Source organism: Candidatus Albibeggiatoa sp. nov. BB20, assembly GCA_016744725.1.
Lineage (GTDB): Bacteria > Pseudomonadota > Gammaproteobacteria > Beggiatoales > Beggiatoaceae > Albibeggiatoa.
Map to the genome: position 1 here is coordinate 21,936 of JADGDW010000017.1, position 14,285 is coordinate 36,220.

Annotated in this window: 12 protein-coding genes; 4 read left to right on the forward strand and 8 right to left on the reverse strand. The window is 38.4% G+C overall.

What is annotated here, in order from left to right; translation table 11 throughout:
- The first annotated feature begins 179 nt into the window (after window positions 1-179).
- Window positions 180-2,081, forward strand: a complete 1,902-nt coding sequence (locus ABXH34_RS03415; protein ID WP_353570461.1) for an RCC1 domain-containing protein — start codon at window positions 180-182, stop codon at window positions 2,079-2,081.
- Window positions 2,082-2,524: 443 nt separating this feature from the next.
- Window positions 2,525-3,973, forward strand: coding sequence for a TrkH family potassium uptake protein (locus tag ABXH34_RS03420; protein ID WP_353570462.1), 1,449 nt, complete (start codon window positions 2,525-2,527; stop codon window positions 3,971-3,973).
- A 165-nt stretch (window positions 3,974-4,138) separates the two neighbouring features.
- On the opposite strand, the gene hypF is transcribed toward ABXH34_RS03420, so the two are convergent.
- The 7 genes from hypF to ABXH34_RS03455 all read right to left on the reverse strand — a co-directional run bounded on the left by hypF (window position 4,139) and on the right by ABXH34_RS03455 (window position 11,388).
- Entirely contained in the window at window positions 4,139-6,391 is a 2,253-nt protein-coding gene (gene hypF / locus ABXH34_RS03425) for a carbamoyltransferase HypF (RefSeq protein WP_353570463.1), read from the reverse strand.
- Between the two features lie 290 nt (window positions 6,392-6,681).
- On the reverse strand, window positions 6,682-7,341 hold the full coding sequence (locus ABXH34_RS03430) for a DUF484 family protein (protein ID WP_353570464.1): 660 nt from the start codon (window positions 7,339-7,341) through the stop codon (window positions 6,682-6,684).
- On the reverse strand, window positions 7,332-8,165 hold the full coding sequence (dapF, locus tag ABXH34_RS03435; RefSeq protein ID WP_353570465.1) for a diaminopimelate epimerase: 834 nt from the start codon (window positions 8,163-8,165) through the stop codon (window positions 7,332-7,334). Before dapF ends, ABXH34_RS03430 begins: the two co-directional genes overlap by 10 nt.
- 257 nt (window positions 8,166-8,422) lie before the next feature.
- Window positions 8,423-8,560, reverse strand: coding sequence for a hypothetical protein (locus tag ABXH34_RS03440; protein WP_353570466.1), 138 nt, complete (start codon window positions 8,558-8,560; stop codon window positions 8,423-8,425).
- Between the two features lie 63 nt (window positions 8,561-8,623).
- Window positions 8,624-8,764: a hypothetical protein gene (locus ABXH34_RS03445; protein ID WP_353570467.1), complete on the reverse strand. Its 141-nt coding sequence runs from the start codon at window positions 8,762-8,764 to the stop codon at window positions 8,624-8,626.
- 251 nt (window positions 8,765-9,015) lie between these two features.
- Entirely contained in the window at window positions 9,016-10,188 is a 1,173-nt protein-coding gene (gene sat, locus ABXH34_RS03450; protein WP_353570468.1) for a sulfate adenylyltransferase, read from the reverse strand.
- 123 nt (window positions 10,189-10,311) lie between these two features.
- A complete protein-coding gene (locus ABXH34_RS03455) occupies window positions 10,312-11,388 on the reverse strand; it encodes a phytoene/squalene synthase family protein (protein WP_353570469.1) in 1,077 nt (358 codons plus the stop codon).
- A 177-nt stretch (window positions 11,389-11,565) separates the two neighbouring features.
- Here ABXH34_RS03455 and ABXH34_RS03460 point away from each other — a divergent pair, with 177 nt between their 5' ends.
- Window positions 11,566-12,750, forward strand: a complete 1,185-nt coding sequence (locus ABXH34_RS03460; protein ID WP_353570470.1) for a cation:proton antiporter domain-containing protein — start codon at window positions 11,566-11,568, stop codon at window positions 12,748-12,750.
- A 250-nt stretch (window positions 12,751-13,000) separates the two neighbouring features.
- Window positions 13,001-13,438: an NUDIX hydrolase gene (locus ABXH34_RS03465; RefSeq protein WP_353570471.1), complete on the forward strand. Its 438-nt coding sequence runs from the start codon at window positions 13,001-13,003 to the stop codon at window positions 13,436-13,438.
- 320 nt (window positions 13,439-13,758) lie between these two features.
- On the opposite strand, the gene ABXH34_RS03470 is transcribed toward ABXH34_RS03465, so the two are convergent.
- Window positions 13,759-14,285: ribonuclease E/G (locus ABXH34_RS03470; RefSeq protein WP_353570472.1), on the reverse strand; the 527-nt coding region annotated here is incomplete at its 5' end.

Here is a 14,285-nt window from a genome sequence, read left to right on the forward strand (position 1 = left end):
TTTACAAAGAAATAAATTATATAAAAAATTGATTTGATAATTACTAATAGGAATATAACAATGTCTAACAATCAATTAATAGATTTAATTTTTACCTGAATTTAGGAACTCATGTTACAAAACTGCGTAAGATGAGGAATTCGCATGTTGATTTTTATTTACTTAAAGAGCTTTTCATCATGAAATCAAATATATATAATTCACATTCTATTCTTAGGATTGGCATATTAACCGCTCTTGGATTATTCCAAGCACACAGTGGCGTAAGTGCAGATGTGCTAACCGTAGCTCCCCCATTTGTTGAACAAGGTAATGGTTATTCAGTTGGTATTCGAGATGATGGTGTTATGGTTGTCTTTGGTGGAGCTGGTAGTTCGACATTTATTCCTAAAGCCTTGCCTAAAAATGCCGAACCCGTTAACTATCCAGACAATGTTTTTTTGATAGCTGTTGATGATGTTTTTATTAGTGATGATTATCATCGTGTACCTCGTATTCCTTTAAAAATGAAAGATGACGGCGGTGTTTCTATTGCTAAAATATCTTGGAATATCCCAGAACCTCAAATAGTGCTAGAAAATGAGTCTATTCAAACCGTAGGAAGAACATACAACGATGAATTTGCTTTTGCAATTAATGATGCAGGTGAGGCATTTTTCTGGAATAATAGCCTAACCCAGTCTCCTATCAAGCTAGATATCTCTGTTCCTGTAAAAGATATTGATATTTACAAGTACTCGGGAGCACTTACTCAGGGAGCAGCACTTACTCAAGACGGTGATGTTTTCATGTGGAATGACTTAGGAAATCCGCAACCAAAAAAAGTAGATTTTCCTAAATCTCCTGCTGTCATTAAAGAAATCCATGTAAGTGGCAATAGAGGAATTGCTTTAAGCGAGACAGGCGACTTGTTTGCTTGGCAAATAGGTACAGATATATCTACATATGCTGTTGAAATCACTTTCAATTCTGATCCTAATATCAAAAATATTACTAGTACTTATCATGGAAGTTCTTATTATAGTGGTGGTGTTGCTATAGCAGATAATGCGGTTTATGGATGGTCTGGTCCCGATTCTAGTGGGAGTTTCTCAACTCAAGAAATTCTTTCCGACAATTCTGCCATCAGAGATGTTATTCGTACTTATGCTGTAAACATGGTAGCAACTGACAATGCGCTTTATACGTGGGACAGCTCTGTTGGAAGTTTTTCAACTCAAGAAATTCTTTCGCAACCTGTTCAATACATCGTTGACCATGAGTACAGTCCGCTTGCACTAACAGATGATGGTGAAGTTTTCAAAATAAAAAAAGAAAGCAATAGTAGTAATTATAGTTTGATAAAAATAGAAGGACTGCCTACAAATATCAAAGCACTATCTTACGGAACTGCATTAACATCTGATGGCGATGTATATGTATATGCTTGGAATTCTGGTGATATGACCGTAACAAAAGTGCCTTTTGAACAGTCTGTAGTTTCTATTGCTACTGGCTCTTTTTCTCATACAATTGTTTTACTTGAAGATGGAATGATGTGTGGTTGGGGGAATAATGATTATGGTCAACTCGGTAATGATAACCCCAACTCAGTGCCAGCAACCAATCCTGTTTGTTTAGAGGATTTAACTGTTAAGTCTTCTTCTGTTAAGCCTTCTTCATGTGATGATGGTGTTGCAACCTATCTGACAGCAACGAAAGAACTCAGTTTCGATAAATTAGCAATGGAGTTGTATTCTCCATTGACAGATGAACCAACGGATAAATTTGCATTGTTTGCAACAAAAGAGGGCGCAAGTATCAAACTGCAAACTTATCCTGGTTTTCTAGATTTCAGTTTACCAACTAAGATCGATGTAGATTTTGTCGAAACCATTGACGACCGTAGTTGTTACCCAACTTACTTAGCCCAGCAAGAAACGCTTGTTTTTCCTAAAGTGATTGTGCCACTGGTTGGTGTAGATTGGCTTGGAATTTATGAGACAGATGCTATTGATTGTTATACTGCAACCATGGAAGAAGCGACAACTCAAAAAGTATTCCGCCTAATAGATGCAGCTCCTATCGACTGTGAAGAATAACGCATAATTGCTCGTTACTAAATTTTAATTTGCTCGGAAGAGGCTACAGAGCACGGGGTTTTGTATAATGCCAATAGTAAATCATACATGTCTTCTGCCCACTTTGAATCATTTTGCATCAAGTTTTTGGGTTCACGTAGCAAGTGCGCACCACGGAGTATATGTTGTGCATGGTCTACTTTAAAGTAAGATGACCAGCAGTCGTGTACCGAGCAAAATTGGTAGAAAACAGCATTATTTTTAAACTTTGTAGCCTTGGTTTAACCGAGAATCGTTACAATATGAAAATGATATTTTTTCCCAATCCATTGTTTTAAAAAGCATCAAACCTTAGGAAAACGGCTTATAGGCTATTTTTTACTAATCCCGTCGCGCAATAGCTGTGGTTTGGACTGTTTTCAAGTATACTTTCGAGCCACTGCCAACAATGTCTATATTGATTTATGCACTTCACTATTATTCAAAAAATACTCGGTTTCTTGCTGATTGCGTTTAGCTTAACGCTTGCACCTCCAATGCTGGTTTCAGTGATTTACCAAGATAAAGCCTTAGGTGCACTACTGGTTGCATTCTTCGTGATGTTTGGTTTAGGAATGATGTTTTGGTTTCCTGCCCGTCATTCTAAACAGGAACTGTATTTACGCGATGGCTTTATTATTACGGCGGTGTTCTGGAGTGTATTGGGTGTGGTGGGTGCGTTACCGTTTTTATTTTTAGACAATATTACGATTGCCAAAGCAGTTTTTGAATCCGTCTCAGGATTTACCACCACGGGTGCGACAGTGTTATCAGGCTTGGACGAGATGCCTAAGTCATTGCTCTATTATCGTCAGCAATTACAATGGCTTGGTGGTTTAGGGATTATTGTCTTGGCCGTGGCAATTTTACCTATGTTGGGTATTGGTGGAATGCAGTTATATCGTGCAGAAGCCCCCGGCCCAATGCGTGATGAAAAATTAACCCCACGTTTAGCACACACTGCAAAAGCCTTATTATTCATTTATAGCAGCTTAACGATTTCTTGTGCTTTGGCCTATTGGGCAGCGGGCATGACCTTATTTGATGCGATTTGTCACAGCTATACCACAGTGGCAACAGGTGGCTTTTCAACCCATGATGCTAGCTTAGGTTTTTATGACAATATATGGATTGAAGTGATTGCGATTTTCTTCATGATGATGGGTAGTCTCAATTTCTCGATTCACTTTATTGCATGGCGTAAACATGATTTAATGACATATCGCCATGATTTTCAAGGTATGGTATTTATTGGAATTGTGGCAGGTTTAATTGCAATTTCGATTGCTGTATTGATGTGGACAGGCGAATATTCTAACTTTTTCACCGCACTACGTTATGCTAGTTTTCAAGTGGTTTCGATTATCAGTAGTACAGGTTATTTAACTGATGAATTTCATCAATGGCCGTTGTTTTTACCCATATTGATTTTAGGCAGTGGCTTTATTGGGGGTTGTGTTGGTTCTACTACAGGTGGAATTCGAGTCGTCCGAATGATCTTATTGTATAAACAGGCCGCACGGGAAATCATGCGTTTAATTCATCCCAATGCGATTATCACGGTTAAAATTGGTCAACGTAAAGTATCAGATTCTGTGGCACAGGCAGTGTGGGGATTCAGCTTTTTATACATGGCCAGCTTTATTTTATTATCCCTGATGTTTATGGCAACGGGCGCAGATATGGTTACAGCATTTGCGGGCGTGGCTTCTACTTTGAATATGACAGGCCCTTCGTTAGGTACGGTGGCATTGACCTTTGAATCGGTGGAAAGTTCCGCAGGTTTATGGATATTAAGTTTTGCAATGTTGCTGGGACGTTTAGAAGTCTTCACTTTATTGGTCTTATTAACCCCTGCATTTTGGCGGCATTAATTCATCAATTCAGATACTTGGGACTATAGTCAATTTTGGTTTGAGGGACTGGCAGTCATTGATTTCAAAAATATTTGATATTTAAAGCCTGTATCATTTTAAAGTAAAACAACTGTACAGTCATTGAAAGATCAGTAGTCCTATTGAATCGGTATGAACCTCAATTTAGCGTTGATATTGTTCAATAATTTGTCCAAAACTAATACTGGCATCGTTACAAGGTAAGTTGCGTGGAAAATACACTTCTATGTCTTGCTGCTCTAATAAACTGGTGACTTTTTCAGTTAAATAGCGATTTTGAAATACACCGCCACATAAGCCAACTTGATTAATCCGCCGCTCAGAAGTCACCCGGTTGACTTGTGATAAAATTCCATGAGCTAAGCTATTGTGAAAACAAGTTGCTTTGCGTGCGATAGAAATTTGTCCATCTAATAAATAATTCAATAATGGCGACCAGTCCATTTCCCACAAACCTTGCGCATTGTGAGTTACGGGTAAAGCAATAAATTCTTCATCATCTTCACATAAGGCTTCCAGCCACATGCCTGCTTGTCCTTCAAAACTGGCGGATTCCATTAAGCCAATCAAAGCCACCACTGCATCAAATAAGCGTCCAATCGCGGTGGTTTGTAAACAATTAATATTTCTTTCCCATGCTTGACGTAAAAAAGCCAGCTCGGTTTTACTGATAAATAATTTAACCATTTCAAATAATTGAGTATCATTTAATCCCAAGGCAAATCCCAAACCTAAAGCACTGCGCCAAATTTCCCTCACAACCTTATCACCACCAATCAAAGGGAATGAGCGCAAATGTCCCACCCGCTGCCAATTTCCCGCTTCACCGTACAAGGTTTCACCACCCCATAATTCTTGATTATCACCAATGCCAATACCATCCCAAGTAAAAACCAGCCAATGTTTCTTATCATAAAATTCACCTGCTAAAGCTGAAGCATGGGCATGATGATGCAACACTGTTTTGACGGGCAATCCCGTTCCACGCGCCCAACGACTGCTTGCATAATCAGGATGTGAATCACATACAATCTGTTTAGCTTCGATACTGTATAAATTTTGTACATCTTCAATCGCTTGCTGAAATACATCTAAACTACGCGGCGTGGCTAAATCACCAATATGTGGTGACATGACGATACGATTACCCCATGCTAAAGCAATGGTATTTTTAAGATGTGCGCCCACAGCTAAAGTCGGTTGTGAAAGGCTAAAAGGTAATTCAAATTCAAACGGAGTGAGGCCACGACCTAAACGAATCGGACGACATTGATCTGCAATGGTTTTGAATACTGAATCATCAGCAGGTCGAACAATCGGGCGATTATGATGTAAATAGGCTTGAGCGACATGATGCAAACGGGCTTCAACATCAGCATTATGAGTTAATACAGGTTCACCACTAATATTGGCTGAAGTGACTACCAAAGGACGTTTAAAATCATTGAGTAGCAAATGGTGTAGCGGACTATAAGGCAACATCACACCTAGCTCATTCAAATGTGGTGCAATCAATGGCGATAAGTTATAACTGTCTGCTTTGGCTGCTAAAATAATCGGGCGAGCTGGGCTGTGTAAGCGTTGCAACTCTTCGTTGGTTAAAGTTACTTGTTGGGTTAAATCATAATCGGCTGCAAACATGATTGCTAATGGTTTATGAGAACGCGGCTTTTGTAAACGTAAATATTCAATGGCTTTATCTTGGGTTGCATCACAAATAAGATGATAGCCACCAATGCCTTTAACCGCAATCACTTGTCCTGCTTCTAATGCTTGCTGCATTTCAATCAATGCTTGTTCGGTATCTTCTATTAATTGATCTGATTGTTTAAATTGTAATTGCGGGCCACAGATAGGACAGGCCAATGGTTGTGCATGAAAGCGGCGATCTAAAGGGTTTGAATATTCAGTTTTGCATTGTGGACATAATTCAAATTTGGCCATACTGGTATTAGGACGGTCATAAGGCAAACGATGAATAATGGTGTAACGTGTACCACATTGAGTGCAATTGATGAACGGATAGCGATAACGATGATTTTGAGGGTCATTTAATTCACGTAAACAATCATTGCAGGTAAAATAATCGGGTGGTACATGAATTTGTTTTTCTTGACGTTCTTCGCTGGCTAAAATGCTGAATACGTCAAAATGATCTGTTTCAATCGCGGTTCGAACCAATACTTTTGGATTGGCAATCTGCGGTACTTGTTTCAATAAGTTTTGGTCAAATAAATCTAAATTCGCTGCTTCACCTTGCACATGAACTTCAACTTGTCCTGCAACATTTTTCACCCAACCTGTTAACTGGTGTTGCGTTGCCAAACGATAAATGTAAGGGCGAAATCCAACCCCTTGCACTTGGCCTTTGATGAGATAGTGAAATGCTTGCGTCATTGAACAGGTTCTATTGTTTTTATAATCTGATTGTTTTAGTTTATATTATTCGAGTCAGTTTTGAATGTAAATTTGAAATTTGGTACAAATAGAAGCTTGATTAAATACAGAAGGTTTAATAGGTAATTATTTGTTTTTATAATATTCTTGCAGATTTATAGAACTGCCAATCCTTCAAGGACTGGCATGTTACTTTATATAGTCAATTTCGTTTTGGGTATTAGGACTGGCAGTCCTGTATCATCTTAGAATAAAACGATTATATAAAAATACTGTTTAAGCATATCAATTTAATGACGCAACCATAATTGTAATAATTGGCCAATCAACTCGCCCATATATTTCAGCAAATCGGTAGACATGCCTGAGTGGAATCGGGAAACTTCTAAGCTGCCCATTGCTAAAACCCCTCTTGCTTTTGGTGTGCCCAAGGGAATTAACACCGCTGAAGTGATATTTTGTTCGGCAAATAGATAGTCTTTCTGAGCTACATCTAATTGCCCGCAAAGTGTCTGATGGCCACTTAATATGGTTTCAAATAATTGAAATATCTGTGCATCATACTCAACAAATTCTGCTCGCTGTTGATTTTCACTCATTTCAAACAAACGCACTGTAATGGCATCGGTTTTAAACTCAGTCTGCAAAGTGTCGTACAGTAAATCAAAAAATTCTTCGACAGAATTAGCTTGTGCAAGCGATAAAATAATCCATTGAATGCGCTGATTTAAAGCATCATTTTGTTTTGCAATATTCACCAATTCGCTAAATTGATGTTGCAAACGTTGATTCTCCTCTCGCAATACCGCAAGTTGACGTTCAACTAATGAAATAGCTTCACCACGTTCATGTGGAATTTCCATCACTGCAAGTAAATCAGCGTGCCTATTAAAAAATTTGGGATGTTGATGTAAATAGCTTTCAACATCTTCTTCGCTAATCATGACCATAAGTTGATTGTTCCTTCAAAAACATGTACCGCTGCACCTGTCATCAGCACACTGTCTTGCTCGCTGCCTGTCCAGTGAATATACAAATCACCACCTGTTAAATGCACTGTGACCCCAACATCCAGTTGTTGCCACAATTGACCAATCACCACCGCTGCACAAGCTCCTGTACCACAAGCTAAAGTCTCACCCACTCCACGTTCAAACACCCGTAATTTGATCTCATTGGCATTCCATTTTTGCATAAAGCCAACATTAACCCGTTGTGGAAATTGGCAGTGTGATTCAATTTGTACTCCAATTTCAGCAACAGGTGCGGCTTCAATATCCTCGACTTGCAATACCGCATGAGGATTACCCATCGAAACAACACCCATTTGATATATGGAATCATTGAGCTTCAGCGCATAGCTGTCCATTTGATTGTCTGCTAAAAATGGAATGGTATCAGGTTTGAAGCGTGGTTTTCCCATATCAACAGTAATATTGCCATCAGCTTCAATCCGTGGATAAATAATACCCGATGCGGTCTCAACCGAAATGTCAGTTTTATCAGTTAAGCCTTTATCTTTAACAAATTTGGCAAAGCAACGTGCTCCGTTGCCACATTGAGCCACTTCACCACCATCAGCATTGAAAATTCGGTAACGAAAATCAGCTTGCTTGGACGTTTCCACAAATAGGAGCTGGTCACAACCAATCCCAAAGTGTCGATTACTGAGCTGTTGGATTTGTTGGGGTGTTAAATCTATGGTTTGGTTTATGGCATCAATGACAATGAAATCATTACCTAAACCGTGCATTTTACTGAATTGGATTTGCATGATAGGTGTTATTCGTTTGGTTTAGAGATGATTTTACTAGAAAATGAATAAAGAGAGAATTTTTAAATGTTGTAGTAGATCACATCGTCTTGATAACTTATGTTATGTCTCGTTCAAATGATATTCATTGGAATGCAGCTTGCTTAGGGTGGATAAGCATAGCGTCATCCACCAAAACGACACCTAATAATTCAGTGTGGTGCAATTTTCCGAGATAGCTTATGAAAGCAAGATTAGGTATTACAGAACAACCAAATTTAAGTTTCTCTAACCCATCTCAAATCACCCAATTTAACACGAAATAATTCACATATTTTATCAATGAGAATTTCAGGATTTATTTCATTCCAGCGCATTTCAACAATTACTCCCACATCCTTGCTATTTTCTTCCATAAACCCTCTTAAATAAACGTCATGATTATCAATCCTAACAAAGCATGAATAACATATACCCAATCAACGCTCAGCATACTCGTCAAAAGATAAACCCAAAAGCTCTTTAACCTCTAGAACAGAAAATGGAAGTTCAAATAAAGTAAGAGAATCTCTTACTTCATTATTCTTCCAGTCTTCTAATGTAATTTGATATGCCTTCATGATTACTGCACAACATACTCAAGAGAATTAATAATCTTAGCTTGCGTAAAGTAGAGTAGATAAACGTAGCATCATTCACCAAAATTATAATAATTTATAGTGAGTTTGAGTTGTTGAAGACAGTTAAGCATTTTAGAGAAGAATCTTAGGAATGGAAAATCTTAAAAACAATTGATAAATCTGGCAAATACAGAATATCTACCAGATTTAATCAGATATGGCAAAAATATCACACTGTAGGATCAATAATCTTACTTGATGCTAGCGTAATACTCTTTTAATACTGATAATACTTCAGGACGACTAAATTCAGGTGGAACTTCTTCGTCATTGGACAATAATTCACGTAAGCGTGTACCAGATAACATTAAACGATCTTCTGCTTTATGTGGGCAAGTTTTCATTGAAGACATGCCGCCACACTTGTAGCACCAGAATGTCCAATCTAATTTCAATGGTTTAATCACTAAAGCATCATCAGCGATTTCATCGAAAACATTGTGTGCATCGAAAGGCCCGTAATATTTGCCAACACCCGCATGGTCACGACCAACGATTAAGTGTGAGCAACCATAGTTTTGACGGAATAAAGCATGTAATAAGGCTTCACGAGGGCCTGCATAACGCATGTCTAACGGATAACCCGCTTGGAACACAGTATCTTTAACAAAATGATTTTCAATTAAACCGCCAATCGCTTTAGTACGCACATCAGCTGGAATATCACCCGGTTTCAATTTACCCAATAATGAGTGAATTAATACGCCATCACATACTTCAATCGCGACTTTAACTAAATATTCATGCGAACGGTGCATTGGATTACGAGTTTGGAATGCTGCCACTGTTGACCAGCCATTTTTCTCAAAAATTGCACGGGTTTCAGCAGGAGTTAAGAACAAACCTTCGTATTTAGTTGGGAAGTCGCCTTGTGAGAATACTTTAACGCTACCCGCTAAATTCACATCACCTTGTTCCATCACCATTTTGACACCCGGATGCGCGTCATCTGTAGTTTTGAATACTTGCTGGCATTCGTGGGCTTTATCAATGCTGTATTTTTCAGTTAAGCTTAATATACCCATGATTTCATCATCTTCAGAGCTGATTAAAGCCACATCTTGGCCTTTGCTCAAACCGCCAGCTGTTGCTTGGTCAGTTGATAATGTGATTGGAATCGGGAAAAATACACCATTCGCCATAGTGTAGTTGTCACATACACCTTGCCAGTCCGCTTTGTTCATGAATCCATCTAACGGTGTAAAACCACCTATTCCCAACATAATCAAGTCGCCCATTTCACGCGAGCTTAATTTTAATTTAGGAAGGTCTGCAGCGCGGGCTAATTCTGCTTTTAATTCTTCGCCTTGTAATAATAAAGGCTTAAGTGCGCCACCACCATGAGGAGGTACTAATTTAGACATTTCATTCTCTCCGTGCTCAGTCAGTAAGGGATCAGTTTAACAAAAGACTGAAAAGATAGTCGGTTGTTTTACATTGTAATCCATTATACTTTTTTATGATGATATAAACAAATTTAATATAAATTAAAGAATTTCGGCTATCTGTTGGTTGCATATTGCCCACAATTTATCCAAATCAACGGCTTGTTCTGAGGGTAATGGACGGGTTGACCAAGCATATAGAAGCTTAAGACTGTTATCACTGCGTGTAGCTAAATTGGTGGTGATAATGGTGGCTTTGACACTGCGACGGGAAATTTTGACTTGTTGCCCAGATGAGAATTGACGCTGATGATTAATATTGCGCAAAGTTAAAATCGCCATACCCAAGGCCCACAAACAAAAACGCCGTATCCCTGTTTCATGTTTTGGAATTAACAAAGTGTAACGTAAACCGTTATGTATATGGGTTCGTGCTACTGCGATTAAATGCCCCAAACCTGCAGCGAATTCGCTACTATGCTGTTGAGCGGATAAATCATGTAAATCAAATCCATATTGCTGAAAAACATCCTGTGGCAACCAGCATGCACCGCGTTGTAAATCATCCCAAATATCTTTTAGAATATTGGTCATTTGCAAAGCTTGTCCCACAGAAATCGCAAGCTTCTTCAATTCAGGCTCGTGTTTGGCAATTTCAGGCGAGTAATCACAAAAAATATGGGTAAGCATTTCACCAACCACGCCTGCAACATAGTAGCAATATAAATTCATGCTATTTAAATCGGCCAAACCTGCTGGACTGCTATTTTGCTGAAATTCAGCCATGCCTTTTGCCATGATGCGCACACAACGTAGTAAGGCTGCTTGTTGTCGTGGATTAAACCGATGCGTCAAGGTGATGACTTTATCTGTGTTTTGAATTAAATCTTTTTCAGCATCGATTGTACTATCAGATAATAAGGGATGTAGAGCTTGGCTAAATTGTTGCGCATCAGTCTCCCCTGCAACCACTTGCACAAATTTCTGGGAAAAATCTTGTTTTTGCTGTGCGTTTAATACGGGCTCATCTTCAATTGTATCGGCAATTCGGCATAGTAAATAACCATTGCTGACCACTTTGCATAATTCGGGCGGTAATTGGGGAATTGTGAGGGCAAAAGTGCGGGACACACCTTGTAAAATATGGGTTTGATAGGATTCTTCTGCTGAAATAGTCATAAACAGTTATCAATTAACAATGATCAATAAGCAATTATCAATCAACAAGTGCGAGTTAGCAATGTGCAATTGTAGCTAATCGCCAATCAATATGAAAATTCTAGCAGTCTTATTACTTTGCATTCACACTACAACGTCGTAAAATACTTTCCCTTATATTCAACGCTGTGATGGAACATGGAACATTTAGATACCACAGAATCAATTATCTTTTATATCTTTGTGATTTTCGCAGGCTCATCGGTATTAGCAACAATTGCGCTATATGCCCGTCAAGCACTGCTTATTGCCTATATTGTAATGGGTGTTATGGTTGGGCCTCATGCTCTTGGTGTTATCAAGGATACCAGCCTTGTTTCATCGATTGCGGATATTGGGATTATTTTCCTGCTGTTTTTACTAGGACTCAGTTTGCAACCTCAAGATTTAATCCACATGTTGCGCAAAACCACGGTTGTCACCTTAATCAGTTCGATTACGTTTGCATTGGTTGGCGCAGGCTGCATGTATAGTTTTGGGTTTAATATTCAAGACAGTGTGATTATCGGCATCAGTTTGATGTTTTCCAGTACGATTATTGGTTTAAAGCTATTACCAACCACAGTTTTACACCATAAACATGCAGGCGAAATTATTGTAAGTATTCTATTATTACAAGATTTAATCGCCATCACTGCATTGTTGATATTGCGGGGTTTAAGTCAGGAAAATGGAAATTTAGGCTGGAATATCTTTTTAATGAGTTTAAATCTGCCATTATTAACATTATTTGCTTTGGGTTTCGCCAGTTACGTGTTATTCCCATTGATTCGCAAATTTGACAAAATTCAAGAATACATTTTTTTGATGACGATAGGCTGGTGTTTAGCTATGGCTGAAATGGGTATGGTGATGGGCTTATCGCATGAGTTAGGCGCATTCTTAGGCGGTGTTGCAATGGCCAGCAGTCCGATGACTCGCTTTATTGCCGAAAGTTTAAAACCGCTGCGTGATTTCTTTTTAATTATGTTTTTCTTCACCTTAGGTGCAAAATTAGATTTAGCTATTTTATACACAGTTATCGTACCTGCATTTGTACTAGCCAGCTTGATGCTGTCACTCAAGCCATTTTTATTCCGTGCCTTATTAGTCAATTTAGGCGAGCAAAATTCACTATCTTTGGAAATGGGTGTACGTTTAGGTCAAATTAGTGAGTTCGCATTGTTAATCGCCATGGTTGCATTTAATGCTGCATTAATTTCTGAGGCCGCATCGTATGTGATTCAAGCTGCTACGATTATTTCGTTTATGGCATCCTCTTATTATATTGTGATGTATTACCCCACACCGATTGCTACTTCTGATCGTCTGCGTCGAGATTAAGTATATAAAGCTGAGCTAAACATTGTTGTTTTCATATGGATTGCTAGGATGGTTAATTTGCTAAAGATTGACCATTCCAAGGACTGGAAATTTAGTTGATTCAAGGACTGGCAATCCTAAACTGGAAACATATTTAATGCTTGTTTCTAAAGGTGCAAAACCTCGCGTCACGATGACAAAACGGGCTATTATCATATTTGGTTCTAGGACTCATTACCCTACAACATTTTAGATTGAAAGAGATTTTATTATGGATTGGACTCCACATGTTACTGTTGCTGCAGTTATTTGTGAAAATGCACGGTTTTTGTTAATTGAAGAGCAAAGTGATGGCGAGATTGTATTAAATCAGCCTGCAGGCCATTGGGAACAAAATGAGACCTTAGCCGAAGCAACCCGCCGTGAGGTTTTAGAGGAATCTGCATGGCATTTTGAACCCAGTGCAATTACAGGGATTTACACTCATACGGGCGTTAATCAAATCACCTATTTGCGCATTACTTTTACAGGTCAGCATAGCCAATTTGATGCACAGCGAAAGTTAGATACGGGTATTTTAAGAACGGTGTGGCTCACTCGGGAACAAGTAGCGCAGGCTAATAATTTACGTAGTCCGATGGTTTTGCAATGTATTGATGACTATTTACATAAAACCCATTATTCATTGGATTTAATACAATCTATGTAAAATAGAGTTTTTAGTATCTGATTGTTTTAGAAAAATTTATTTAGATTCAAAGTCTTTCTAAGACAATCTTGAGTAAAAATATTTTTATATCATAACTCAAGTTACAATATCTTAGCCAACTTTTTGGAATAAATGTAATTTGTTGATTTTATTAATAGGAAGCTTAGGAAGACAAAGCCTGTTAAGTGACTAAGCAAGCAATAATTAAAAGAGGAATTTTGCAGAGGCATACCACCATAAATCCCAATATTTATAGTGATAAAGCTCGCTGATTAGTTAACCCAGATTTGATTAAACTATATGGCGAAATATTTTAAATATTAAGTTAATACAATATCATACTGTTCTTGCGTGTAGGATGTTTCAGGCTGAAAACGAATAGGACGGGTAATGAAATCAGCTAATTCTGCAACAGTTGTAGATTCATCATCCAGAATTAAATCAACCACATCAGTAGATGCTAATACCAAAAAGCCATTCGATTCAAATTGACGAGCTTCGCGTAAAATCTCTCTAAAAATTTCATACGCAGCGGTTTCTGTGGTTTTAATTGTGCCACGCCCACAGCAAGTAGGACAAGGTTCACATAACACGTGTTCTAAGCTTTCTCGGGTACGCTTGCGTGTCATTTGCACCAATCCCAGAGAAGACACATCACTGATATGACTTTTAGTGTGATCTTTTTCCAATGACTTTTCTAATACACGCAGTACTTGGCGTTTATGCTCACTATCAATCATATCAATGAAATCAATGATAATAATCCCGCCTAAATTGCGCAATCGCAGCTGGCGGGCAATGGCTTGAGCGGCCTCTAAATTGGTTTTAAAAATAGTTTCTTCTAAAT

Bases quoted from the DNA above. Each gene is read 5' to 3' on its own strand.
- ABXH34_RS03415 (WP_353570461.1), top strand. From the start codon at position 180: ATGAAATCAAATATATATAATTCACATTCTATTCTTAGGATTGGCATA.
- ABXH34_RS03460 (WP_353570470.1), top strand. From the start codon at position 11,566: ATGGAACATTTAGATACCACAGAATCAATTATCTTTTATATCTTTGTG.
- dapF (WP_353570465.1), bottom strand. From the start codon at position 8,165: ATGCAAATCCAATTCAGTAAAATGCACGGTTTAGGTAATGATTTCATT.
- hypF (WP_353570463.1), bottom strand. From the start codon at position 6,391: ATGACGCAAGCATTTCACTATCTCATCAAAGGCCAAGTGCAAGGGGTT.
- ABXH34_RS03455 (WP_353570469.1), bottom strand. From the start codon at position 11,388: ATGACTATTTCAGCAGAAGAATCCTATCAAACCCATATTTTACAAGGT.
- ABXH34_RS03430 (WP_353570464.1), bottom strand. From the start codon at position 7,341: ATGGTCATGATTAGCGAAGAAGATGTTGAAAGCTATTTACATCAACAT.
- ABXH34_RS03420 (WP_353570462.1), top strand. From the start codon at position 2,525: ATGCACTTCACTATTATTCAAAAAATACTCGGTTTCTTGCTGATTGCG.
- ABXH34_RS03445 (WP_353570467.1), bottom strand. From the start codon at position 8,764: ATGAAGGCATATCAAATTACATTAGAAGACTGGAAGAATAATGAAGTA.
- sat (WP_353570468.1), bottom strand. From the start codon at position 10,188: ATGTCTAAATTAGTACCTCCTCATGGTGGTGGCGCACTTAAGCCTTTA.
- ABXH34_RS03440 (WP_353570466.1), bottom strand. From the start codon at position 8,560: ATGGAAGAAAATAGCAAGGATGTGGGAGTAATTGTTGAAATGCGCTGG.
- ABXH34_RS03465 (WP_353570471.1), top strand. From the start codon at position 13,001: ATGGATTGGACTCCACATGTTACTGTTGCTGCAGTTATTTGTGAAAAT.